Origin of the sequence: Flagellimonas sp. 389 (genome assembly GCF_018449435.1) — a bacterium.
Lineage (GTDB): Bacteria > Bacteroidota > Bacteroidia > Flavobacteriales > Flavobacteriaceae > Flagellimonas.
This window is the reverse complement of sequence record NZ_JAHCMU010000011.1, coordinates 99,306-122,758: the sequence shown is the minus strand read 5'-3', so window position 1 is coordinate 122,758 and position 23,453 is coordinate 99,306. Positions and strand designations below refer to the sequence as shown.

Annotated in this window: 19 protein-coding genes and 2 tRNA genes; 14 read left to right on the top strand and 7 right to left on the bottom strand. The window is 39.4% G+C overall.

The window, feature by feature from the left end:
• The first annotated feature begins 202 nt into the window (after positions 1–202).
• Entirely contained in the window at positions 203–2,236 is a 2,034-nt protein-coding gene (locus KIM67_RS11155) for an LruC domain-containing protein (RefSeq protein ID WP_213831406.1), read from the top strand.
• A gap of 79 nt (positions 2,237–2,315) precedes the next feature.
• Here KIM67_RS11155 and rpsT read toward each other — a convergent pair whose 3' ends face one another.
• The 4 genes from rpsT to proS form a co-directional block, all read right to left on the bottom strand.
• Complete coding sequence (gene rpsT, locus KIM67_RS11150) at positions 2,316–2,567, bottom strand: 30S ribosomal protein S20 (protein ID WP_073175882.1); 252 nt, start codon at positions 2,565–2,567, stop codon at positions 2,316–2,318.
• A 76-nt stretch (positions 2,568–2,643) separates the two neighbouring features.
• Positions 2,644–2,715, bottom strand: a tRNA-Glu gene (locus KIM67_RS11145).
• Between the two features lie 88 nt (positions 2,716–2,803).
• Positions 2,804–2,875 (bottom strand) — tRNA-Glu (locus tag KIM67_RS11140).
• A 75-nt stretch (positions 2,876–2,950) separates the two neighbouring features.
• A complete protein-coding gene (proS, locus tag KIM67_RS11135; protein WP_213831405.1) occupies positions 2,951–4,426 on the bottom strand; it encodes a proline--tRNA ligase in 1,476 nt (491 codons plus the stop codon).
• Positions 4,427–4,519: 93 nt separating this feature from the next.
• Between proS and KIM67_RS11130 the strand changes: the two genes are divergently transcribed.
• The 3 genes from KIM67_RS11130 to KIM67_RS11120 all read left to right on the top strand — a co-directional run bounded on the left by KIM67_RS11130 (position 4,520) and on the right by KIM67_RS11120 (position 9,135).
• Complete coding sequence (locus KIM67_RS11130; protein ID WP_213831404.1) at positions 4,520–5,839, top strand: hypothetical protein; 1,320 nt, start codon at positions 4,520–4,522, stop codon at positions 5,837–5,839.
• A 34-nt stretch (positions 5,840–5,873) separates the two neighbouring features.
• Entirely contained in the window at positions 5,874–7,373 is a 1,500-nt protein-coding gene (locus KIM67_RS11125) for an OmpP1/FadL family transporter (RefSeq protein WP_213831403.1), read from the top strand.
• A gap of 361 nt (positions 7,374–7,734) precedes the next feature.
• Positions 7,735–9,135, top strand: a complete 1,401-nt coding sequence (locus tag KIM67_RS11120; RefSeq protein ID WP_213831402.1) for a BspA family leucine-rich repeat surface protein — start codon at positions 7,735–7,737, stop codon at positions 9,133–9,135.
• Between the two features lie 73 nt (positions 9,136–9,208).
• Here KIM67_RS11120 and KIM67_RS11115 read toward each other — a convergent pair whose 3' ends face one another.
• Both KIM67_RS11115 and KIM67_RS11110 read right to left on the bottom strand, forming a co-directional pair.
• Positions 9,209–10,654, bottom strand: a complete 1,446-nt coding sequence (locus tag KIM67_RS11115) for a T9SS type B sorting domain-containing protein (RefSeq protein WP_213831401.1) — start codon at positions 10,652–10,654, stop codon at positions 9,209–9,211.
• 114 nt (positions 10,655–10,768) lie between these two features.
• Positions 10,769–12,574 (bottom strand): T9SS type B sorting domain-containing protein, encoded by a 1,806-nt coding sequence (locus KIM67_RS11110; RefSeq protein WP_213831400.1) that lies wholly within the window; start codon positions 12,572–12,574, stop codon positions 10,769–10,771.
• A gap of 134 nt (positions 12,575–12,708) precedes the next feature.
• On the opposite strand from KIM67_RS11110, the gene folE reads away from it, so the two are divergent.
• The 10 genes from folE to KIM67_RS11060 all read left to right on the top strand — a co-directional run bounded on the left by folE (position 12,709) and on the right by KIM67_RS11060 (position 20,273).
• A complete protein-coding gene (gene folE, locus KIM67_RS11105) occupies positions 12,709–13,389 on the top strand; it encodes a GTP cyclohydrolase I FolE (protein ID WP_213831399.1) in 681 nt (226 codons plus the stop codon).
• Between the two features lie 14 nt (positions 13,390–13,403).
• Entirely contained in the window at positions 13,404–14,885 is a 1,482-nt protein-coding gene (gene cysS, locus KIM67_RS11100) for a cysteine--tRNA ligase (RefSeq protein ID WP_213831398.1), read from the top strand.
• 31 nt (positions 14,886–14,916) lie between these two features.
• Positions 14,917–15,144: a membrane protein insertion efficiency factor YidD gene (gene yidD / locus KIM67_RS11095; protein WP_163418107.1), complete on the top strand. Its 228-nt coding sequence runs from the start codon at positions 14,917–14,919 to the stop codon at positions 15,142–15,144.
• Positions 15,145–15,378: 234 nt separating this feature from the next.
• Positions 15,379–16,347, top strand: coding sequence for a prolipoprotein diacylglyceryl transferase (lgt, locus tag KIM67_RS11090; RefSeq protein WP_213831397.1), 969 nt, complete (start codon positions 15,379–15,381; stop codon positions 16,345–16,347).
• Complete coding sequence (locus KIM67_RS11085; protein ID WP_213831396.1) at positions 16,348–16,830, top strand: DUF192 domain-containing protein; 483 nt, start codon at positions 16,348–16,350, stop codon at positions 16,828–16,830.
• On the top strand, positions 16,830–17,354 hold the full coding sequence (locus KIM67_RS11080; protein ID WP_213831395.1) for a GNAT family N-acetyltransferase: 525 nt from the start codon (positions 16,830–16,832) through the stop codon (positions 17,352–17,354). The genes KIM67_RS11085 and KIM67_RS11080 overlap by 1 nt, the downstream gene beginning before the upstream one ends.
• A gap of 48 nt (positions 17,355–17,402) precedes the next feature.
• Positions 17,403–18,662 carry an ABC transporter ATP-binding protein gene (locus KIM67_RS11075; RefSeq protein WP_213831394.1) on the top strand — a complete coding sequence of 420 codons (1,260 nt, stop codon included), beginning with the start codon at positions 17,403–17,405 and terminating at the stop codon, positions 18,660–18,662.
• Positions 18,622–19,164, top strand: a complete 543-nt coding sequence (locus KIM67_RS11070; protein WP_213831393.1) for a GNAT family N-acetyltransferase — start codon at positions 18,622–18,624, stop codon at positions 19,162–19,164. The genes KIM67_RS11075 and KIM67_RS11070 overlap by 41 nt, the downstream gene beginning before the upstream one ends.
• Before the next feature lie 8 nt (positions 19,165–19,172).
• Positions 19,173–19,496, top strand: a complete 324-nt coding sequence (locus KIM67_RS11065; protein ID WP_213831392.1) for a hypothetical protein — start codon at positions 19,173–19,175, stop codon at positions 19,494–19,496.
• 12 nt (positions 19,497–19,508) lie between these two features.
• Positions 19,509–20,273: a HEAT repeat domain-containing protein gene (locus KIM67_RS11060; protein WP_213831391.1), complete on the top strand. Its 765-nt coding sequence runs from the start codon at positions 19,509–19,511 to the stop codon at positions 20,271–20,273.
• 81 nt (positions 20,274–20,354) lie between these two features.
• Here KIM67_RS11060 and secDF read toward each other — a convergent pair whose 3' ends face one another.
• Positions 20,355–23,321, bottom strand: a complete 2,967-nt coding sequence (gene secDF / locus KIM67_RS11055) for a protein translocase subunit SecDF (protein WP_213831390.1) — start codon at positions 23,319–23,321, stop codon at positions 20,355–20,357.
• Between the last annotated feature and the right edge of the window lie 132 nt (positions 23,322–23,453).

The following is a 23,453-nucleotide window of genomic DNA, read 5'->3' as shown; positions in this document are numbered from 1 at the left end:
TAGTGGTACGAATTATTAATCGAATATATAATATTGTAATCTTTTTCGTTCATATATGTAGTTTAAAAACTACTAATTATTTATCGAATAAAGCATGCCATTAACCGATACTTGATGGTATCCCAGCTAAAACAGAAGCATTTATATAATAAACGAATATAATTTTATACTATTAATTTGGATGTAAATCCGCAAAATAAAAATGATGAAAATATCCCAAATCGTTTTCTCACTAATTTATTTGGTACTACTATTTACCTTTTCCTCTTGTGTCAAAGATAATTTTGATGATTCCATTGATACGGAAAGTGAAGATGAAATTGAAGTACCTGTAGATGAGCTGAAAATTACGGAACTGCAAATTCCATCTGGCTTTGAATTCAAAACGGAAAGGTCGGTGGAATTGACGATCAATGATAATTCTACCAATGTCAAGTATGACGTATACGCCTATCAAGAAAATTCAACCAATGGTCAGATAACCTATGTCAATGAAGACGATGAAGAAGTTACCGGTACGGGTTATGTTGTGGACAATCTGAACCATCTAATTTTCAGTGGCGCTCCTTCTGGAGGAAAAATTGAGCATACATTTGTGGTTCCAGATTATTATAATCAACTATACATAAGAAGAAAAGAGGGTTTCGCCTATTCTTCAGAAATAGTCAATATCTCTTCAGAGCAGGTCATTTACAATTACTCGTCATTAAGTGCAAAAAGCGCCTCTTCTTCCAAAGGCATTGTTGAGGACTTTCTATACTGCGTAAATGGTAGTGCAGAGTTGTTTCAAGTAGACCCCATTACTGGGGCGTACACTTTTATCTCTACCATGCCCATGGGCAGCTTTACTGCTGCCATTGATCAGCAAAATAACTTTTTATATTCAATAGGCAGATCTAATCCGAATCCCCTGATGCGCTATGATATCGCCAATGATACATGGACCACAATAGCAAACTTAGGTATAGGTGGCCCACGTTTGGATTTTAACCCTCAAGACGGGTTGCTCTATTTCTCAACACAGGCAAAGCTGTATTCTATTGACCCAACCAATGGATCCATTCTTTCTCAATGGGATATCAACGGTCTTGACCGAACGCAGGGTGGGGATTTAGCATTCGCAGCAGATGGTACCTTATTCGTATGTACTTTTTCTGGGCTTTATCGACTTGAATTGAATGTAGAAGGTGACTACGACTCTACCAGGATTAGTGGTGAAGACTTGCCATTCAATCCAACCTCTATGACATTTGACTCCAATAATGAATTGTGGCTGGCCAATAATGGCAGTAACAGCAATTTGATAGTTATGGATACCCAAACAGGCGGTTGGGAATACAGATATGGCCCCAATTCAAATTCTGGTATCTCTTTTGACAGAACTATAAATGATTTAACCACTTTCCGTGTTTTTGATGAAGAAGCAGTGGACCCTGATACCGATGGAGATGGTATTACTGACAGCAATGATGATTTTCCTGAAGATGCCGACAAAGCCTTTGAGCAATTCACACCAAGTAAATACGGTTGGGGAACCGTAGCTTTTGAAGACTTATGGCCGTTCTTGGGAGACTATGATTTCAACGATACGACAATCAACTATAGGTTTGTTGCCGTCCTTAACTCGGACAACATGGCTGTGCAATTAGATATTTATTTTGAGGTAAGCTCTGATGGAGCCGGTTTTGTAAATGCTTTCGGAATTGAACTGGAAAGTATAGCCCCAAGTTTAATAGAATCTGTCACAGGCACAGTGTTAACGGAAGGTTATATCAACGTAGCCTCTAATGGTATTGAGCAAAATCAGGATAGAGCGGTCATAATTCTATTCGACAACCATGAGACCATGTTGGGAATACCTTCAAAAATAGAGGTGAAATTCACAACGCCCATTACCACCAATCAATTGGGAATTGCACCATTCAATCCCTTTTTGATAGTGGACAGAAACAGAGGAAACGAAATCCATTTACCCAATAGGTTCAGAACTAGTTTAGGAACAAACACCCCCTCTGCCGAAGGTGTTAATCGAGATGAAGATGGTAATTATCAAACTGAATCAGGATTGCCTTGGGCCATCAATATTGTTCACAATTTTAAACCCCCAAAGGAAAATGTTCCAGTGAACCAAGCCTATAACTTCTTTAATGAATGGGCTACTTCAGGAGGAACCGCCTTCCAGGATTGGTACAAAGATTCTTCTGGCTATAGAAATGAATCCGAACTGCAGGAATAGTTCTATCACCTATTACACAACAAAAAAGCGCCCTAAAATTAGGGCGCTTTTTATTTATGCTAAATAATATGAAAGGGTACTACATTGCAGCAACCTTACTCATTAACTTACTTTTTAAGTTAGCAGCTTTGTTATTGTGGATGATGTTTCTCTTAGCAAGCTTGTCTATCATTCCAACTACTGTTGGCAACAAAGTTTCAGCGGCTTTCTTATCTTCCTCATTACGTAATTTCTTAATAGCATTACGTACCGTTTTATGCTGATATCTGTTACGTAAACGAACTGCTTCGTTTCTTCTTATTCTTTTTAATGCTGACTTATGATTTGCCATTATCTTTATTTAAAATGGATGATAAAAATTAAAAGTACTTTTTTTAATTCCTTACCTTTAATTTATTACTTTTTAGTAGCCCGTAGGGGAATCGAACCCCTGTTACCAGGATGAAAACCTGGCGTCCTAACCCCTAGACGAACGGGCCATTTTGGATATAACTAATTATGGTTTCAAAAAAGCTTCACTCTTATAGAACTCAAAATTAATCCATTCCAATATTTCATTGAACTTCGTAGCCCGTAGGGGAATCGAACCCCTGTTACCAGGATGAAAACCTGGCGTCCTAACCCCTAGACGAACGGGCCGGGTGCATAATTGCGGATGCAAAAATACAATTATTTTTAAGTCCTGCAATAGTATGTTTTATTTTTTGCTATCTTTTAATATGCCTTAGCAAATAGTACACGCTGGTAAGATGGTTTTCCCGTAACCATACATTTCCCCGCCTCTTTTTTTGCATCTAAAGGAATACAACGAATTGTAGCTTTGGTTTCATCTTTTATTTTGTCTTCGATCTCAACGGTACCATCCCAATGTGCAGAAACAAATCCACCTTTTTCAGATATAATTTTTTTGAACTCATCATATGAATCCACCTCAGTAATATGTTCCGATCTAAAGTTCAAAGCTTTTTGAAACATGTTTTCCTGAATCTCATCCATCAAAGAAACTATCTTATCCACAACCGCTTCTGCTTTAACCGATTCCTTTTCAAGCGTATCTCTTCTAGCCACCTCATAAGTTCCATTCTCCAAATCGCGCTGTCCAATCGCTAAACGAACAGGTACACCTTTCAATTCGTATTCATTGAATTTAAAGCCCGGTTTATGGGTATCCCTTTTATCAAACTTAACAGAGATTTCTTTACTACGTAATTCCTTTACTAAGGGATTCACCTTTTCTGAAATAGCATCTAACTGCTCCAACCCTTTATAGATTGGAACAATAACAACTTGAATAGGTGCTAACTGGGGTGGAAGTACCAATCCGTTATCATCACTGTGTGTCATCACCAAAGCCCCCATCAGTCGGGTTGAAACACCCCAAGAGGTTGCCCAAACATATTCCTGTTTTCCTTCTTTATTGGCAAATTTCACATCAAAAGCTTTTGCAAAGTTCTGTCCTAAAAAATGTGAGGTACCTGCTTGCAATGCCTTACCGTCCTGCATTAATGCCTCAATACAGTACGTCTCTTCCGCACCTGCAAAACGCTCGCTTTCTGTTTTTGTACCCTTTATTACCGGAACACCCATATACTTTTCCGCAAATTCTGCATACACGTGCATCATCTGCTGGGCTTCTTCCAAAGCTTCCTGCTCTGTAGCATGTGCCGTGTGTCCTTCTTGCCATAAAAATTCAGCAGTACGCAAAAACAACCTTGTACGCATTTCCCAACGTACCACATTGGCCCACTGATTGATCAACAACGGTAAATCCCTGTAAGATTGAACCCATCTTTTATACGTATCCCATATAATAGTTTCTGATGTAGGCCGAACAATTAGCTCTTCCTCCAACTTTGCATTTTCGTCAACTACGATTCCGCTTCCATCTTCTGCATTTTTTAACCGATAATGCGTTACCACTGCACATTCCTTTGCAAAACCCTCAACATGACTAGCTTCTTTACTTAAATACGACTTAGGAATGAATAAAGGAAAATAAGCGTTTTCATGTCCAGTCTCTTTGAACATCTTATCCAACTGGGCCTGCATCTTTTCCCAAATGGCAAATCCATAAGGTTTTATGACCATACACCCTCTAACCCCTGAGTTTTCAGCTAAATCTGCCTTTACTACAAGCTCATTATACCATTTGGAATAATCCTCGCTCTGACTCGTTAATTTTTTCCCCATCTACAATAGTTTGGCACAAAACTTGTGACTTTATAACAAAATAGTTCGGTAAAACTAACTATTTTTAGTATGTTCAACAATAAAAATTGCACTATGACAAAGTCTATACGCTTCTCGAGATTTCAAATTCCCGCCATATTTGTTCTGGTCATTTTTCTAATGACCTCTTGTGGTTCCTATCAACAAGCTTCTTACTATGATGATGATGGAATTTATTCCAACAATAATCGTGTTGCACGTGTAGAAAAGAAATCTGCCGAGGCTGTAAGAAATGAACAAAGAGAGAGCGATATATATGGTGATTATTTTGGTGAAAGGGCAAATGAGTTTGATGAGATTCTAGATGATGAGATTTTTACAGATGTCGATAGCTACTATAGCGGCACTGAAAATGATGATACTCAAATTGGTGAACAAACAGATTATTTTGCCACAAACAACACTTACAACGGAAATCCAGGTTGGGGCGATAACCCCACTAATTTAACCGTAAACGTTTACGATAATAGCTGGGGCGGTGGCTTTGGCTGGGGTTGGAACGATCCATGGCTTTGGAACAATTGGGGCTGGGGCGGTGGCTTTGGCTGGGGTTGGAACAACCCGTGGAGATGGAACCGTTGGGGCTGGGGCGGTGGTCTTGCTTGGGGTGGCGGCTTTGGCTGGGGCGGTGGCTTCGGTTGGGGCGGTGGCTGGGGCAACCCTTACTGGGGTGGTGCCTGGGGCTGGAACGGAAACTATGGTCGCGGTTGGAACAGAGGATTTAATAGAGGTTATGCCTACAATAGATCAAGAAGGGGCTATTCAAACAGTGTAATTCCAGGTACTGCAATAAGAAGCAGGTCCAATCTAGCTTCTAGAAGAAGTGGATATTCCTCAAGATATGCAAGTGGACGTTCCAACGTAAATAGAAGTTCTTCAGCTGGAAGGAGCTCAAGGTCGTACAGTAGTGGTTCTACGGCGAGAAGATCAGTAAGTTCAGATGCAATAGCAAGAAATAGAAATTATAGATCAAGTAGAAGTACACGGTCTGCCGCAAATTATGGAAGTAATGGCAGAACCAGTCGTTCCTATGGAACTTCACCATCATCTTCAAGAAATAGTGGAACCTATAGAAGTAGTGGTGCAAACAGGAGTTCTTCATCTGGCTACAGAACTTCGGGAAGAAGTACAAGAAGCTACCAGTCTTCTGGTAGAACTGCTCCAAGAAGTAGCAACTACAGCCGATCTTCTGGTAGCTCAAGATCATCTGGCAGCTACAGAAGCAGTGGAAGCAGAAGCTCTAGAAGTAGTGGCAGCTACCGTAGTTCTGGCAGTAGCTCAAGGTCTTCTGGTAGCTATAGAAGCTCAGGTGGTTCCAGTAGGTCTTCTGGAGCATCTAGATCATCTGGAAGAAGTAGTGGAAGAAGAAGATAATCCCTAATTAATGCAAGGCAAAAAAAGAAAACAAATGAAAAGAATCCTAACTTTCATAACGGTATTGGCATGCACTTTTGCTAATGCCCAAAATATTAACGACGTCTTACGCTTTAGCAATGAAAATATTCAAGGAACCGCAAGGTTTCAGGCTATGGGCGGTGCATTTGGTGCCTTGGGTGGTGATTTATCATCTTTAAATGTAAACCCTGCGGGTTCAGCTGTTTTCAACTTTAGTCAATTTACCATAACAGGCACAAATTTTAATAGAAACAACGAAGCCGCTTTCGGAAATAGCCTAACGGAAACCAATATTAATTCCTTGGAATTAAATCAATTGGGGGGTGTATTTGTCTTTAAATCCACCGAAAGTGCATGGAAAAAACTGGCACTTGCTTTCAACTATGATATGGTGCAGAATTTTGACAATGAATTTTCCGTATCGGGAAATACAACACAAGGCATCGATAATTATTTCTTGAACTTTGCACAAGGCCAAGCTTTAGGACCTTTACGAGTACAAGAGGGAGAGTTCATAGAAGATGCTTATTTAGATATAGGTTCCAACATTGGCTTTGGAGCACAACAAGCATTTTTGGGCTTTCAAGCCGGTATTATAGAGCCAACGGTCGATGATGACGAGAACACTGCTTACGTATCCAACGCAACTTATGACGGAGTAAACCAAAACTATCTTCAAAGTACTACTGGGTACAACAGCAAGCTAACTGCGAATTTTGCAGGGCAGTACCAAGAGAATCTTTACATAGGGGCCTCGGTAAATTTTCACACCATACTTTATGAGAGATTGACGTTATTGGATGAGAGCGGTTATGACACAGATTCCCCCGTACAGTTCACTACGTTCGATAATCTTTTGAGAACCGAAGGATATGGTTTTTCATTTAGCGTTGGAGCCATTGCTAAATTGAACGACAACATTCGCATTGGTGGTAGTTACCAATCCCCTACTTGGTACGAACTAACGGACGATACATCACAACGCATCAATTCAACATTGGCGGAACCAGATATTGATTTTATCGATTTTAGAATTGTAAATCTATTTGAAGAATACAGAATACGAACTCCCGAAAAACTTACTGGTAGTTTAGCTGTTGTCTTTGGAAAAGACGGACTTTTAAGCTTTGATTACAGCTATCAAGACATGTCCAATGCAGAACTACGCCCCAATTCGGACCCTAATTTTGCAGCGGAAAATGATTTTATCGCAAATCAATTAGGTGTTGTGAACACATACAGATTTGGAGGAGAATACAGGATTGATGATGTAAGTCTAAGAGCTGGATATCGATATGAAGAGAGCCCATATGAAGAAGGAAATCTCATTGGTGATTTAACTGGCTACTCCGGGGGTATTGGTTATAATTTTGGCGGAAGCAGATTGGATTTAGCCGTAAATAGGACAGAACAAGATGTAAATACGTTACTTTTTGATTCGGGAATAAGTAGTTCGACCATGATCAATAGAAGGAATACCAACGTGACCTTGGGCTTTACCCTAAAGTTCTAAACATAATTAACATGGGTTCGACGTAAGCATATCTATTCACACCTGTGTTCAGTAATTTATACCCAAAACCTTAAACCAAAACCCAAAATCCAAGACCCCAAACACGGTCATTCACAATTCTTGTATCCATTTGGACGAAGTTTCGTTTTCCAGAATCTTGGCATCGGGGAAACTTCCTATTTCCCTCGGTATTGAACAAAGAAGTATCTAGCTGTGCTATCCTTTCCATTTTTGGGACGGTAACAAAAAATTCCGTCAACTCAAAATGGCCATTCGTCAAACGAATGGGGGTATCCGTTCATTTTGCTTCTTAACTATCACCAAGAAATCTCAATTTGTGTAAAACTAAAATTACATAAAGATGAAATTGAAGAACATTTGTCTATTCCTATGTCTTTGCTCGATTGCTCTTTCCTGTGGCAAGGATGATTCGCCCAGTGTGCCCCCGGACAGTGTGCCGCCCAACAGTATGCCCCCCGACAGTGTGCCACCAAAAGAAGAGAACAAGGCCCCGGTCATACTGGAACAGTCCTTTGCCGTTGCCGAGGATATCACCGATGCCCAGCCCATTGGAACGGTAGAAGCTAGTGACCCGGATGGGGACAGCCTTACGTTTTCCATAGAGTCCGACGATGACGGGCTTTTTGACATCACCAGTGACGGTGTCCTTAGCCTAACTGCCGGAAAATCCCTGGATTTTGAGACCAAAACGGAACATATCCTTTTTGTGAGCGCTGAGGATGGGGAGTTGGAGACAAATGCGAAAGTTACGGTCAATGTCGAGGATGTAATCGAAAGCCTGGCAGATGATACCAACAGTTTTGTGACCACCTGGAAGACCAACGAGAATGGTGAAAGCATAACAATAGGTCTGTCAATAACTTATGACTACAATTTTATGATCGATTGGGGGGACGGCACTATTGAAAATATTACCGGAGATACAGATATAACGCATTCGTATGCAACCGCCGGAAACCATATTGTGGCGATCAAGGGAGATTTTCCCAGTATAAGGATGTCAGGGCTCCCAAGTGCGTCCAAACTTGTAAGTTTGGACCAATGGGGCACTATTGGTTGGGAGAAATTGACAGTGGCATTCGAGGACTGTGTAAATATGTTTTATAATGCAACTGATGTGCCCGACCTATCGCAAGTATCTTCCCTTTTTGGTATGTTCCGTAATGCCCAACAATTTAACGGGGACATAGGCGATTGGAAGGTAGACAATATTGGGAATATGTTCGATATGTTTTCAGGAGCATCGTCTTTCAATGGCAATATAAGTAATTGGGATACATCAAATGTCACCAACATGAGCGGAATGTTTGCTGGGGCTTCCGAGTTCAACCAGGATATTGGCCAGTGGAATACGGGAAAAGTCACCAACATGAGCGGAATGTTTGCTGGGGCTTTCGAGTTCAACCAGGATATTGGCCAGTGGAATACGGGAAGCGTCACCAACACGGTCATAATGTTTTTTGGGGCCTCTGCCTTCGATCAAGATATAGGGGATTGGAACATTGGAAATATTTTGAGTATGCTCAGTATGTTCGATAACAGTGGAATGTCCAAAGGGAGCATGGAAAACACCTTGGTCGGTTGGGACAATTTTGTAAAAGATAACGGCGGACCAACCGGAATTACCTGTGGTATGGAGAATATCACTGTCTGTGGCCCTGGAGCTGATATGGCAGTTGATAATCTTGAAGGTAACGGTTGGGTATTTCCCGGCTTAGACTTTCAATTAGTTTGCGAGTAGGCATTCTATCATGTAAACGTCACATAAAAAAGATCTGAAGGCCGGTGTGGATGACCATTCCGGTCTTTTTTGGTTATCTAACCAAAGAAAAGTGCCTTCTCACGGAACGTGCCACGATAACACCTTCATCATCTCGGTTATAATCCAAGCGAAACCAGTAATCCGAAGACGGTAACTGTCTTCCGTTAAAAGTACCGTCCCAACCGCCTGTGATATCCAATTCCTTTAGCAGTTTTCCGTAACGGTCAAAAATGTAAACCGTGGGATCAGAAAGGGTTTCGATACCTAGTACATTCCAATTGTCGTGAATCCCATCACCATTAGGCGTAAAAAACTTTGGATAACCTACTACCAAGAATTCTATAGGTTCCGTAATCCCACATCCGTTTTTATCATTGATAACAACAGTATTAACGCCCGGGGGCACATCAAAAAACAAAGGATCATCCTGAAACTCCCCATCATTGATGGCATATTCATAATCTCCATTCCCTAAAGGAACTATTTCAATATTATAAGGATCGGTTTGGTTGCTGTTCACCAGATCATCGACCACACGTACTTCATCCAATTCTGGAACGCCAAAAAAGGTGATCAGAATATCATCTGTTATGGTGGTTGCCAAAGTAGTCTCTATGGTCACACGGTAACGACCGGAGTTTGGACTTGTAACGGTTAGTTCGGTTTCAGCAGGTCCACTTGCCAGAACAGTTTCATAGGTGCCATCATCATCTGCATCCAGCTCCCACGTAAAAAATGAGGCTGTAGGTCCGGCTGGGGAATTCAAGGCACTTAGAACAATGTCCGGATCACCCTCACAGGCAATAATGTCCAACCCTAAAAATTCGTCGCGCAGCGTACAGTCCAGTGCTGTATTTTGGTCGGCATCAACAGAGCTGCCCGTAAATGTCAAGGAGAATGGCTCTGGGTCACCATCAAAATTGGTATTGTAGTTATTAATATATAGATAATAGATCTCACCTGCTATAACATCTAAAAACTCATCATAAGTATTCTGACTACCCTTTACAAAGGGTGCCCCTTCCCTACCATTTATTGGATTCACCCCTATTCCGGTGAAACCTGTATCGTTAACCTCATAATTACAACGTATGGGCTGTGCATCTCCATTTCCAATAACCGTACAAAAGTTTTGTCCAGCTGTTTGGTCAAAAGGTCCGTACAGGGCAAAATCCAGTTCAGAAGTAATTATACCACCGGGTGTAACGGGCAATGCTTCCAAATCAAAACCAATTTGTCCATTTGTTCCGGCCCTAAAGACATACCAAGAGGTATTGTTTTCAATATTAGCGAGACTTACACTTCCTTTTTCCAAACAACCGGATTGTGTAATGACCTCTGGGTCAAAGTCATCAATATCACCACTACCGTCCGTAAACGATAAAATAGGTGCATCCGCACAAACGGGTATAGCGGTTCTACAATCGGGTGAGTTTTGGGCATGTGTTTCCAAAGAAAAAAGAAACATACAACAGATAGCGCTTAACAAGGCTCTCATAGAATTGTGGGGCTAAAGATTATACTAAGTATAACCTGTATAACTGCCCAAAATGAGTTTTTAGTATTTTTTGACCGAAAAATTATACAGTTAATCGATAAAATGCATTTTTGCCTATCTTCTCAAGGAGAAATGATTCCGTAAATACTTCGCGTTCATCCTATTTCCGTTTTCATCCAAATAGGATAATTTGAACCAATAATCAGTAGAGGGAAGCGGTCTGCCATCAAAATTTCCATCCCAACCCGGACTAAATTCCGTCAGTTCTTTAAGCAACTTTCCATAACGATCATAGATGGTAACAACCGGGGAATTCAATTCAGATAAACCTTCAACATGCCATGTTTCGTTGAGCACATCCCCATTTGGAGAGAAAATAGCCAAAAAGCCTACAACCACAATGTTTTCCACAACTTCCCCGCAACCAAAGATATCTCTCATAGTTACCGTGTGAACCCCTGCCGGGACCCCTTCAAAAACACTACTAGTCTGAAAAGTACCTTCATCCAAACGATATTCAAATTCTCCTACTACTTCTGTTACAACAGTTACCGTATTGCTTGAACTAAGGTCTTCTATTTCTATATCCGAGATGACAGGTAAAACCGAAGTTTGCACACGAACGGTTCTATTTTCAGTACAAAGTATACCATTTGATGAGTTCGTAACAGTCAAGTTGTAATCTCCATCCTGCGAAATTGTTATGTTCGGGGTTTGCTCACCAGTACTCCATTGATAACTATAACTTGGATTGGGAGCAGTTTCCCCAATGACGATACCATTATTATCCTCACATATGATCACTTCTTCAGGAAAAGTGAGTTCAGGTGTTTCTATGGTATTTAAAACAAAACTTTCAGAGGCATCATAGCAATTGGGATTGGCCAAAGAAGTTGTCCGCACATAAATGGTCTCTTGTCCCAAGCCTTTTTGATATGTTTTGGAAAATGGATCAATCCCTTGATTCGCATCCGCTTGAGAGCTATGATAACTAACAATAAAACTATCTGGGTCCTGTGTTCCCAGTGCTTCAAAATCCTTTAGTTCCAAATCAACTTCTAAATTTGCTGTATAGCACAGTATTTCATCAGTTATTGATGCCGTAGTGGGTATGACATTGAAGGCTACTTGAACGTCACTGATCAAAGAACCTGTAGGTGTTGAAACCACTACCCTATACATAGCAGAATTCAATATCTGTAATGTTGGACTTCCACTAGCTGCTGCCAGTAGCTGGAATCCGGTACCATTATTGCTATACCATTCATAATTTGTTGCACCTGTGGTTGTGGCATCCAAAACTACGGTCTCATTTTCGCAGGCAGCAATGGGAGGGCCCAAGAGATTGTCTACTATAGAGCAGTCCAAGGCGTTCATTGGGTCTGTAACAAGAATATTTCCCGTGAACTGAATCGAAAATCCAGAATTCACATTACTGAAATTATTAATGAGCAAGTAATATTCCTCACCTACACTTACGTCTAACCAATCTTCATAGTGAACGGAATCTACATCTCCCGTAGGATCTTCCCCCACTCCCAAAAATGTTTTAAAATCACTATTATCGAAAAAATTGCACCGTACGGGTTCCCCTAAATTATTACAGTCACTAGCTCTATACAAGGCAAAGTCCCAATCCTCTGTACTATCGTGCCCTATATTAAAACCCAACTGACCCGAAGCTCCTGTCCTAAACCTGTACCACGCCGAATTGGATTCTATCGCCCCGGAAAGCGTTCGCTCAAGGCATCCACTTGAACCATCACCACCAAAGTCATCTACGCCAAAACCGTTGGCTCCTACATTTATTGGTGTGTTGTTGCAAATAGGTACCGCATCTGCACAGTCGGGTAAGACCTGCGAACGGGCTATTTGGCACAAAAACACCAAGAATAAGATTCCTATACACGATTTCACCATAAATGGTTGTAGGTTTGGGTATTATAAAAATATAGTGGCTTTTCTTTTGGCAATAATTTATGTTGCCAAACTAGGACTACCAGATGTTAAATAGCCTATTAATGTATATCTTTGCTTCCTTGAATATTTAACAAATGAAACTAGAGCAGGCTTTGGATGAACAACATGAAGAAAGAGGCAATGACCACGTTGGCACTTCTACCGAGACACCTATCAGAAAAGATGCCTTTGTACTGAGTGATGAGGAAAAGATCGAAAGAATACAAAAGAGTGTACGGGAAATAATGTTGGCACTTGGACTTGATTTGGATGACGATAGCCTTAAAGGCACTCCAAAAAGAGTAGCTAAAATGTACGTTAACGAAATCTTTGGAGGCTTACATCCAGATAGAAAACCAAACTCTTCAACATTTGAAAACAAGTACAAATATGGCGAGATGCTGGTGGAGAAAAATATTGTACTCTACTCCACTTGTGAGCACCATTTATTACCAATAATCGGAAGGGCCCATATTGCCTATATTTCCAATGGCACCGTTGTTGGACTGTCTAAAATGAACCGTATCGTGGATTATTTTGCAAAACGCCCACAAGTTCAGGAGCGATTGAACATTCAGGTTGTCAAAGAATTACAAAAAGTATTGGGAACCGAAGATGTTGCATGTGTCATGGATGCCAAACATCTCTGCGTAAATTCCAGGGGGATACGGGATATTGAAAGCAGCACCGTTACCGCAGAATATGGTGGAAAATTCAAGGATGAGGCTGTACGAAGAGAATTTTTGGATTATATCAACCTAGAGACCGACTTTTAACCATTAACTTTTCAATGCAACTTTACAAAAGCCAAAACCTAAAAGTATACAATTCACTTTCTGGGAAGAAAGAAATTTTTGAGCCTATCAATGAAGACCATATTGGTATGTACGTCTGCGGTCCTACGGTTTACAGTAACGTACATTTAGGAAACTGCCGCACCTTTATGTCCTTTGATATGATTTTTAGATATTTTAAACATTTGGGATACAAAGTGCGGTACGTTCGTAATATAACGGATGCCGGACATTTGGAAAATGATGCTGACGATGGCGAGGATAAAATTGCAAAAAAGGCCAAGTTAGAGCAGATTGAACCGATGGAAGTTGTGCAGCGGTATACGGTCGATTTTCATAACACGCTTCAAAAACTCAACTTTTTGCCCCCTAGTATTGAACCCACGGCAACGGGCCATATTATAGAGCAAATAGAGATTATCAAAGAAATCTTAGAAAAAGGTATTGCCTACGAAGTAAACGGCTCTGTATATTTTGATGTTGTAAAGTTCAGCGAGAGCAATGATTACGGCAAGCTTAGCGGAAGAAAATTGGAAGATATGATTGCCAATACCCGCGAACTTTCTGCACAGGATGAAAAACGAAATCCGCAAGATTTTGCACTATGGAAAAGAGCCGAGCCACAACATATCATGAGATGGCCTTCCCCATGGGGCGATGGTTTTCCCGGATGGCATCTGGAATGTACTGCCATGAGCACAAAATATTTAGGGGAGACATTTGATATACATGGTGGAGGAATGGACTTAAAGTTTCCGCACCATGAATGCGAAATAGCCCAGGCCGAAGCTTGTACCGGAAAATCTCCCGTTAAATATTGGTTACATGCGAATATGCTGACCTTGAACGGTAAAAAAATGTCAAAATCTACTGGGAACAATATTTATCCTTCAGAGATTTTCAGTGGCGACAATGATATACTCAGTAAAGCTTATGCACCTTCCGTAGTACGATTTTTTATGATGCAAGCCCATTATACCAGTATTTTGGATTTGAGTGACGATGCATTATTAGCTTCCGAAAAAGGATACTATCGTCTAATGGACGCTATGGATAATCTAGAGAAAGTCAAAATAGGTTCTACATCTGATTTTGACCTTGCTCAATGGAAACAGAAGTGCTATGATGCCATGAACGATAATTTTAACACCCCGATATTAATCGCACATCTTTTTGAAGCCGTAAAGCACATTAACCTAATTAAAGAAGGTACAGAAACTATAACCGAAGAGGACAAAGCCATACTACAGCAAACCTTGAACACTTTTGCGTATGATGTTTTGGGATTAGAGAATCAAGTCGTTGTAAAGGATGATTCCAATACGTTGGATGGTGTAATGGACTTGCTCATCGAGCTTCGAAATCAGGCCAGAGCTAATAAAGATTTTGCAACTTCTGATCAGATTAGAGATAAATTGACTGTTTTGGGCATTCAGCTCAAAGATGGAAAAGATGGCACTAGCTTTAGCGTAAATTAATCTTAAGAAGGTATAGCAAACATTAAAAGGAATGTCAATCAAAAAAATCCTTATCGCTCCTTTTGTACTGTTGGTGAGGCTATATCAACTTTTAATATCACCATACACTCCAGCAACCTGTAGATACTCCCCTACCTGTTCTGCATATACGTTGGAAGCACTCAAAAAACATGGATTGTTCAAAGGAGGGTGGCTATCCATAAAAAGAATTTTTAGCTGTAATCCGTGGGGTGGCAAAGGCTATGATCCTGTTCCTTAAAAAATTCAAATACAAACTCAAAGTTCAAGTTCAAGTTCAAGTTCAAGTTCAAAAATCAAATACAAACTCAAAGTTCAAGTTCAAGTTCAAAAATCAAATTCAAAACTATAAGTGCAAGTGCAAAGACAAAATCCAATTACAGAAACAAGCAACCGACAACAGAACCACTGACCACTGACCACTGACCACTGACTACTAACATCTATTTAATTATCTTAGCCCAAAATTTAATACATGTACTTCCTAGGCTTTAATTGGAACCCCGATGGCACCCTTTTTAAATTAGGGTTTATTCAGATTAAATATTATAATTTGCTCTGGATAGCGGCCTTTGTAGCTGGCTGGTTTATTATGAAGCGTATCTTTTTGAATGAAAAAAAATCCATGGAAAAATTGGATTCACTTTTTATTCATGGAGTTGTATCCATCATGTTGGGTGCTCGTTTGGGACATGTTTTTTTCTACGATTGGGATTATTATAAAAATCATTTAATTGAAATTTTATTACCGATACGGGAAAGTTCTAAAGGTTCCTTATTTGGTTTTATCAATGGATATGAGTTCACAGGATTCACGGGATTGGCAAGCCATGGAGCAACTATCGCTGCGATTATAGGTGTTTGGCTTTACTGTAGAAAATGGAAAGACATTAAAATGCTATGGTTGTTGGACAGAATGGTTGTTGCTTCGGCCATAGGAACCGCTTTTGTTCGGTTGGGAAATTTTTTCAATTCGGAGATAAATGGTAGGGTCGTTGATAAATCATTTGCTTTGGCAACTCGGTTTATACGGGATTCAGATGATATGCCCGCTTATAAAGCAATGTCGATTACCAATGAGAAAACAGCTAGCGCAGCATACAAGACCATTGAGAATAATCCAGAGTTTTCAAGTGTACTGGAATCGATTCCTTATCGACATCCTGCGCAACTATACGAAGCTATATGCTACGTGTTCGTTTTTCTAGCCCTATACTTTTTGTATTGGAAAACGGATAAAAAAGACAAGATCGGATATTTGTTCGGAGTTTTTATGGTCGGCCTTTGGACAGTACGCTTTTTTGTGGAATATTTTAAAAAGAGTCAAGGAGGCTTTGAAGAATCTTTAGGCCTTCTTTCTACAGGACAATGGCTAAGCATTCCTATGATCATTGTTGGATTATATTTCATGTTTAGGCCAAATCCATCCAAAATAGCCCAATAAATGAAGAGATTTCTCCTATTGCTACTGGTTTTCAGTATGCTATTAATTTCATGCAAGACAGAATCCAAGCAAGAAATAAAAACCGAAACCATAGGTTTTACCAAAGAAGGCTCACTTACCGTTACACGATCTGAAACAGATTCCATCTTGACCACTTTGGATATTGAAATAGCTGAATCTGAATATGAGACCCAAACAGGGTTGATGTACCGCGAGTCCATGGAAGACCATCAAGGAATGTTGTTTATTTTTCCTGATGTAGCCATGCATTCGTTCTATATGAAGAATACCGAATTCCCTTTGGATATTATCTATATCGATGAAGACCTAAAAATTGCCAGTTTCCAAAAGAACGCCCAACCTTTTAACGAGACAGGACTTTCCTCTCAGGTTCCGGTAAAATATGTACTGGAAATAAACGCAGGTCTTTCAGATACTTGGGGATTGGAAGTTGGAGATATAATTTCTTTCACAAAAGAGTAATGCCAAAATATCTTTTAGAAGACGAAACCACGCAGCGTTTATTGTTCAGAAAAGTTACTCCTTCGGACTTTGACCATTGGCTTCCTTTCTATCTCAATCCTTTATCCACTAAATATTGGGATGGCCTCGAACCAGACCCCATTAAAGCATGTACGGAACAATTTGATAGAATTTTTGAACGGTATGAAATGAATTTGGGCGGCATGAATGTCTTAGTTTTAAAAGACACGGAACAACTTGTAGGCTTATGTGGACTCTTGGTTCAAAATGTTGATGGAACGGAAGAACTCGAGATTGGATATTCCATCTTACCAAAATTTTGGTTACAAGGCTTTGCCTTTGAAGCCGCCAAAAAATGTAGAGATTACGCTTTCCAAAATAACTTTTCGGATTCACTTATTTCCATTATTCATATCGATAACATTCCTTCTCAAAAGGTAGCCGAAAAAAATGGGATGTTTTTGGATAAAACAACTACATACAAGGACAATCCTGTCCATATTTTTAGGGTAAACCAAGGATAATCTTTATTTTGAAGTGCATTGCACCTTTCGTTACATGCCCACTTTAAAATGACCCAAGCTAAAAATCACACAATTCTCACGGACAACAGTTCCAAAACAGATGTTTTGGTCAATAAATTGTTGAAAGGCCATTCGGAAGCATTTAGCGAATTGAATGGGAAGACAGGACTTCTATTTTCCAAATCAGAAATTGAGCGTTTTATGGACGAAGAGGAAAGGCACGATATAAAGATTATTACCGAAGGAGTTTACCAGCCCTTAAAATCCATGAGTAGTGGAGAACAAAAAAAAGTACTACTGGATTACATATCAAAAGAAAAACCTGATTTTTTGGTTTTGGTCAACCCCTTCGATAATCTGGATGCAGAAACGCAGACCATTCTTAGAAAAAAGTTGATATCCATTTCCAAGTCAACCATACTCATTCAAATCATAAGCCGTTTGGATGATGTGCTGCCCATCTCTTCAAATTACCATAAGTTAGATGGGGACAAATTAGAAAAATATGCATCGTTCGATTTGTTTTTGACCGCAAACCAAAAAGCAGAACTTCAGTTCACTGGAACCATTCCACCTCCTCTGCATACCATTGAAGTTAAAGAAAATGAACTTGTTCAATTTAGGAACGTATCTGTAAGTTTTGATGGGCGTAAAGTTTTGGACAGTATTGATTGGGCCATAAAAAAGGGGGAGTTTTGGCAATTGATCGGACCCAACGGAAGCGGAAAGACCACTATGCTATCTATGATAACCGGGGATAGCCATAAAGGATATGGACAAGACCTAACTATATTCGGGCAAAAGAAAGGGAGTGGTGAAAGCGTATGGGACATCAAGAAAAGAATAGGGTACTACACGCCATCAATGACAGACAAGTTTAACGGTTACCATAGTTTGGAAAATATGATACTCTCCGGACTTTACGACTCAATTGGGCTTTACAACTATCCAACCGACCAGGAAAAAAAATTGGCTTTATCATGGTTAAAACTTTTACAATTGCACAATAAGAAAGACATGAAGTTTTTATCACTTACTACGGGCGAAAAAAGGCTTGTTATGACCGCGAGAGCAATGATAAAACATCCTCCGTTGTTAATTCTGGATGAGCCAACAGCCGGATTGGATGAAAAAAGTACAGGGCTATTTATAGCTTTGGTGAACAAAATCGCTAAAGAAAGTGATACTGCAATTGTTTTTGTTTCCCATAGAAAGGAAAATGGGTTGTTACCCCGGTTTGATTATATTTTAGAAACGACAGACTCAAATGGAGCAACTGGAAAAACCAGACAACATGCATATCATTGAAGCTAAAAAAGAAGATGCAGCTTATATTGCTCTATTGGCAAGATTTACCTTTACGGAAACTTTTGGTCATTATTTTAACAATAAAAAAGATTTACAAGATTACTTGTCGAGAACTTTTAATGTTCCAAAATTACGTGTCAGTCTCAACAAACCGAACAACGTTTTTTGGCTAGCTTATGTTGACGACCTACCTGCAGGATATGCCAAGCTAAAGCTCCATTCTCCATCAAAATTCATCAACTCGCAAAATGTATCTCAACTTCAAAAAATATATGTTTTAAAGGACTTTTTATCCGTTGGAGTTGGACGGGAACTACAAAATAAAGTTTTGGAGAGAGCGGCAGCCAATAACTCTGAAAATATTTGGCTTTCCGTATTAAAAAGTAACACAAGGGCCATTACATTTTATGAAAAAAATGATTTCGATAAAATAGGTAATCATGATTTCCAAATTGGAAAAGAACTTTTTGAATTTCAAGCCATGGCTAAAAACCTTATATAAATAGAGATATGAGAGAAAATGTGTTAAAAATATACAATGAAATTGTTGAGTCCAATCCTAATTTTGAAAGAAAAGGAAAAACAATGCCATATACATCTGTGAATGGTCATATGTTCTCACAACTCAATAAAGATGGGGAATTGGGGATTCGACTTTCAAAAGAAGATACTGATGCATTCGATAAAGCCTATGGGGCACAACCTTTTAAATCGTATGGCGCTACAATGCGAGAGTATGTTTTGATTCCTAAATCATTATTTATAGATAAAAAAAAGCTAGGAGAGTATCTTCAAAAAGGATTTGAGTACGTCATGTCATTGCCTTCAAAATAAATTTCTCCAAGAATGGGTTTTTATGATTTGTCAAAAGAAAAGCGAAAAGACCTGGTTCATAAAATTGAGTCGGATATACTTCATGATTTCCAAAAAAAGGAAACAGAATCGATTTTCAAATACTTTTCCGATGAAGATACCTATATCAGAAAAGCTGGTTATTTAACTATTGGCAAAATATACAAAAATGGCACTATCGATGTATCCAACATTGTCAATGTTCTTGATAAACTCCTGAAATCTGAATCTGAAAAAGTAAGACAGACAGTAATCAATGCAGCTGGAGAATTAGGTAAAATCAATTTTGAAAATGTAGAACACTTTTTTGACCAAGGATTATTTGATGAGCATCATTCCGTAAGAAATGCGGTTATAGGTTCCATCAAAAAAATGGGAGACAAAAACCCTGTTCCTGTTTTGAACTGGGCAAAAAATTACATTCGTCATCCAGATAAGGAGGTTAGGCGTGAAATTTGCCACGGCATAGAATTAAGGGGACGAAAACATCCTCAGGATATTCTGCCTTTACTAAAAGAATTACAGCATGATACAACGGCCCGTGTAAAAAATACCCTTATCCATGTTTTAGGGCAAATCTCATATAAGAAAGGATGTCTGGTAACAGTTGTCAAAGAATTAAAGACATGGAAAAACAAAGAGCTTATTGAAAAAGCTTTGGACGAAATTATAGATGTACACAGCCGCTACAAAGGTTTTACCGCTCTTACCCAAAAAGAAGCTATAGCCTATATTGATGAAAACTACAGTGGAAAATAGTAAAAGAACAAAAGATTTAAAAGGATAAAAAAACCACCTTAAAAAGGTGGTCTTTTATTTATGAATCTTAATAGAGCCTTACTATTCCTCAGCTCCAGCTATTTTCTTCTTCAATGCATCGAACATGATAGGCGTAGCAATAAATACAGAGGAGTATGTACCTACAAGAACACCTACGATCATGGCAAACATAAATCCTCTTAAGCTTTCCCCTCCAAAGACGAAAATCGCCAACAATACAATTAATGTTGTAAGCGACGTATTCAATGTACGACTCAATGTACTGTTCAAAGCCTGATTAATATTTATCCCATTGTTCCAACCTTTAAGGCCTACGATTTCTCGAATACGGTCAAATACGACTACGGTATCGTTCAATGAATAACCGATTACCGTAAGAATCGCTGCAATAAACGCTTGGTCGATTTCCATGTTAAATGGCATGATACTTCCCGTTAGGGAGAATATTCCCAGTACGATCATAACATCGTGGAATACAGCAACAACGGCACCCAGAGAGAATTGCCACTTTCTAAAACGCAATAAGATATATAAAAATACTACCGCCAAAGAACCGATAATCGCTAAGAAGGCATTGTTTTTAATATCATCTGCTATGGTAGGGCCAACTTTAACCGACTGTAATATACCTATCGATTTTTCCGAAGCACCCAAGGTAAAGTCTTCAAAAGAAGTGCCATCTGGAAGGTATTTTTGAAGTGAAGTAAAGAGTTTGTTTTGAATTTCATTATCAACCTCTATACCTTCAACTTCGACTTTATAAGGTGTGGTAACCTTGATTTGATTGGATTCACCAAAAGTCTTCACATTGGTACCACTGCCAAAAACAGTGTTTAATTCTGAAGCAATTTCAGATGGATTTACCGCTTTCTCAAAACGAATTTGATACGAACGTCCTCCAATAAAATCAACACCTTCTTGCAATCCGGTAGTAAATAGTGAAAATACACCAACACCCACCAAAATAAAGGAAACAACATAGGCTATCTTTCTTTTGCCCAAGAAATTGATGTTCATATTCTTGAACAGGTTCTTGGTTATTCCTGTAGAGAAATCCAAGCTTCGCCCTTTTTTTGCAATATACCAGTCCACCAACAAACGTGTAATGAATATAGCAGTAAACAAAGAAGTAACAATACCTATAAGTAAGGTTGTTGCAAATCCTTTAATTGGACCTGAACCAAACACAAAAAGTATGATTGCGGTAAGCCCTGTAGTAATGTTTGCATCTAAAATAGAGGACAGTGCGTTTCCAAAACCATCTGCAACCGCTTGTGCTTTACCTTTCCCACGTGCCAACTCCTCCTTAATACGTTCAAATATAAGCACGTTCGCATCCACGGACATACCTATGGTCAATACGATACCTGCAATACCGGGCAAGGTCAATACAGCACCTAAACTTGTAAGCACTCCAAAAATCAGTAAGATATTCAATATCAATGCGATATCAGCAAATATTCCTGCCTTACCGTAGTAGAAAATCATCCATACCAATACGAAGCACATGGCTATCAAAAAGGACATAAAACCACTATCAATAGCCTCTTGCCCTAAAGAAGGCCCTACCACTTCGGATTGAATGATCTCTGCGGAAGCCGGCAACTTACCAGCACGAAGTACATTGGCAATATCCTTGGTCTCGTTGATCGTAAACGTACCTGTAATCTCCGAACGTCCTCCAGAAATTGGACCTGTGGAAACTCCAGGAGCCGTGTATACTTTATTGTCCAGAACTATTGCAATACCTGTTTGGTTATTGAAAGCATCTCCCGTTAGTTTTTCCCATTCTTTTGCGCCCCTAGTGTTCATTGTCATGCTCACCGCAGGCTTGTTGTATTGGTCGAATGTATCCTGAGCATCAGAAACAACATCCCCACTGATCCTAGGTGTATTGTCCCTGTTGGATTTTAATGCATACAATTCCGCCAATTCAGAATCTTTGGCAGACCTTTCCCAAAGAAACTTGGTAAACTGGACATCGTTGGGTAAAAGTCTTCTGATTTCGCGCATTCTAAGATAGCCACCTATTTCGGCTGTATCTGAAACTAAAACCCTTGCAATGGCATGACTACCAGGACTTGCGGGAATCAGTTTTCCCAATAGTGGATTATTGGCTTGCTCATTTAGATTCAATGAATCCTGTGCTACATCCGACAACAATGAATCTATCTCAGATTCTGGTTTAGAAATCTCTTCTTCGATTTCAACTGGCTCTAAAATATCTTTTAATTTCTCATTTGCATTAACGAAAAAAGTCCCTAAGCTTTGATTGCTCTGTGGATAGGTCTCCCAGAATTCCAGTTGAGCTGTACTTGATAACAGTTCTTGTGCCCTTGCTATATCCCTAGCGCCTGGAAGTTCTACCAAAATACGCCCAGAATTTCCTTCTCTTTGGATATTAGGTTGCGTTACACCAAAGCCATCAATACGTTCACGAAGAACTTCAAAAGCGGAAACAATAGACTCGTCTATTTTTGTCCTTATTATTGGTTTTACCTGATCATCCGTCATTTGAAAATTAATGACATCGCTCAGTCCTTTGTTTGCAAAAATATCCGGTGACGCTAATTTCGTTTCGCCTTTAATTTTATCAAAAGCATCAAAAAATAGCTCTAAATAGATGTCATCACTACTTTTGGAGGCAGTATCGGCATCCGCTAAAGCTTTATTAAAAACAGGATTCTTGGTATTGTTGGCAAGTCCTTTTAAAATGTCTTTTACCGAAATCTGAAGAGTAACGTTTATACCTCCTTTAAGGTCTAATCCTTTATTCAATTCCTTTTTCTTGGCATCATCATAACTCGTATATCCCAAAACTGGATTGCTACCGATAGAATCTAAATACGATGCCTCTAAAGCTTCCCGTTTTGCCACATAATCGTCTTCAGCTTCCGAAATTTGCCCTACAGCATATACTTCAGCATCTTTTTCCAATTTACTTGCTATGTAAGTAAAGGAAAGTTGATAAATGCTGACCAGGCCAAAAAGAAGCGCGAAAAGCTTTATAAGTCCTTTATTTTGCATTGATTATTAAATTTTAGATGTTTTTCTTAAACAGCGTGCAAATATATCATTTCCCACAAGATTTGCCAATAGAATTTAGGGTTAATGCAAATGGAATGAATCTTGGTTGCCAAAAACTAAAATTGTCATTCC

Bases quoted from the DNA above. Each gene is read 5' to 3' on its own strand.
- KIM67_RS11155 (WP_213831406.1), top strand. From the start codon at position 203: ATGATGAAAATATCCCAAATCGTTTTCTCACTAATTTATTTGGTACTA.
- rpsT (WP_073175882.1), bottom strand. From the start codon at position 2,567: ATGGCAAATCATAAGTCAGCATTAAAAAGAATAAGAAGAAACGAAGCA.
- proS (WP_213831405.1), bottom strand. From the start codon at position 4,426: ATGGGGAAAAAATTAACGAGTCAGAGCGAGGATTATTCCAAATGGTAT.
- KIM67_RS11130 (WP_213831404.1), top strand. From the start codon at position 4,520: ATGACAAAGTCTATACGCTTCTCGAGATTTCAAATTCCCGCCATATTT.
- KIM67_RS11125 (WP_213831403.1), top strand. From the start codon at position 5,874: ATGAAAAGAATCCTAACTTTCATAACGGTATTGGCATGCACTTTTGCT.
- KIM67_RS11120 (WP_213831402.1), top strand. From the start codon at position 7,735: ATGAAATTGAAGAACATTTGTCTATTCCTATGTCTTTGCTCGATTGCT.
- KIM67_RS11115 (WP_213831401.1), bottom strand. From the start codon at position 10,654: ATGAGAGCCTTGTTAAGCGCTATCTGTTGTATGTTTCTTTTTTCTTTG.
- KIM67_RS11110 (WP_213831400.1), bottom strand. From the start codon at position 12,574: ATGGTGAAATCGTGTATAGGAATCTTATTCTTGGTGTTTTTGTGCCAA.
- folE (WP_213831399.1), top strand. From the start codon at position 12,709: ATGAAACTAGAGCAGGCTTTGGATGAACAACATGAAGAAAGAGGCAAT.
- cysS (WP_213831398.1), top strand. From the start codon at position 13,404: ATGCAACTTTACAAAAGCCAAAACCTAAAAGTATACAATTCACTTTCT.
- yidD (WP_163418107.1), top strand. From the start codon at position 14,917: ATGTCAATCAAAAAAATCCTTATCGCTCCTTTTGTACTGTTGGTGAGG.
- lgt (WP_213831397.1), top strand. From the start codon at position 15,379: ATGTACTTCCTAGGCTTTAATTGGAACCCCGATGGCACCCTTTTTAAA.
- KIM67_RS11085 (WP_213831396.1), top strand. From the start codon at position 16,348: ATGAAGAGATTTCTCCTATTGCTACTGGTTTTCAGTATGCTATTAATT.
- KIM67_RS11080 (WP_213831395.1), top strand. From the start codon at position 16,830: ATGCCAAAATATCTTTTAGAAGACGAAACCACGCAGCGTTTATTGTTC.
- KIM67_RS11075 (WP_213831394.1), top strand. From the start codon at position 17,403: ATGACCCAAGCTAAAAATCACACAATTCTCACGGACAACAGTTCCAAA.
- KIM67_RS11070 (WP_213831393.1), top strand. From the start codon at position 18,622: ATGGAGCAACTGGAAAAACCAGACAACATGCATATCATTGAAGCTAAA.
- KIM67_RS11065 (WP_213831392.1), top strand. From the start codon at position 19,173: ATGAGAGAAAATGTGTTAAAAATATACAATGAAATTGTTGAGTCCAAT.
- KIM67_RS11060 (WP_213831391.1), top strand. From the start codon at position 19,509: ATGGGTTTTTATGATTTGTCAAAAGAAAAGCGAAAAGACCTGGTTCAT.
- secDF (WP_213831390.1), bottom strand. From the start codon at position 23,321: ATGCAAAATAAAGGACTTATAAAGCTTTTCGCGCTTCTTTTTGGCCTG.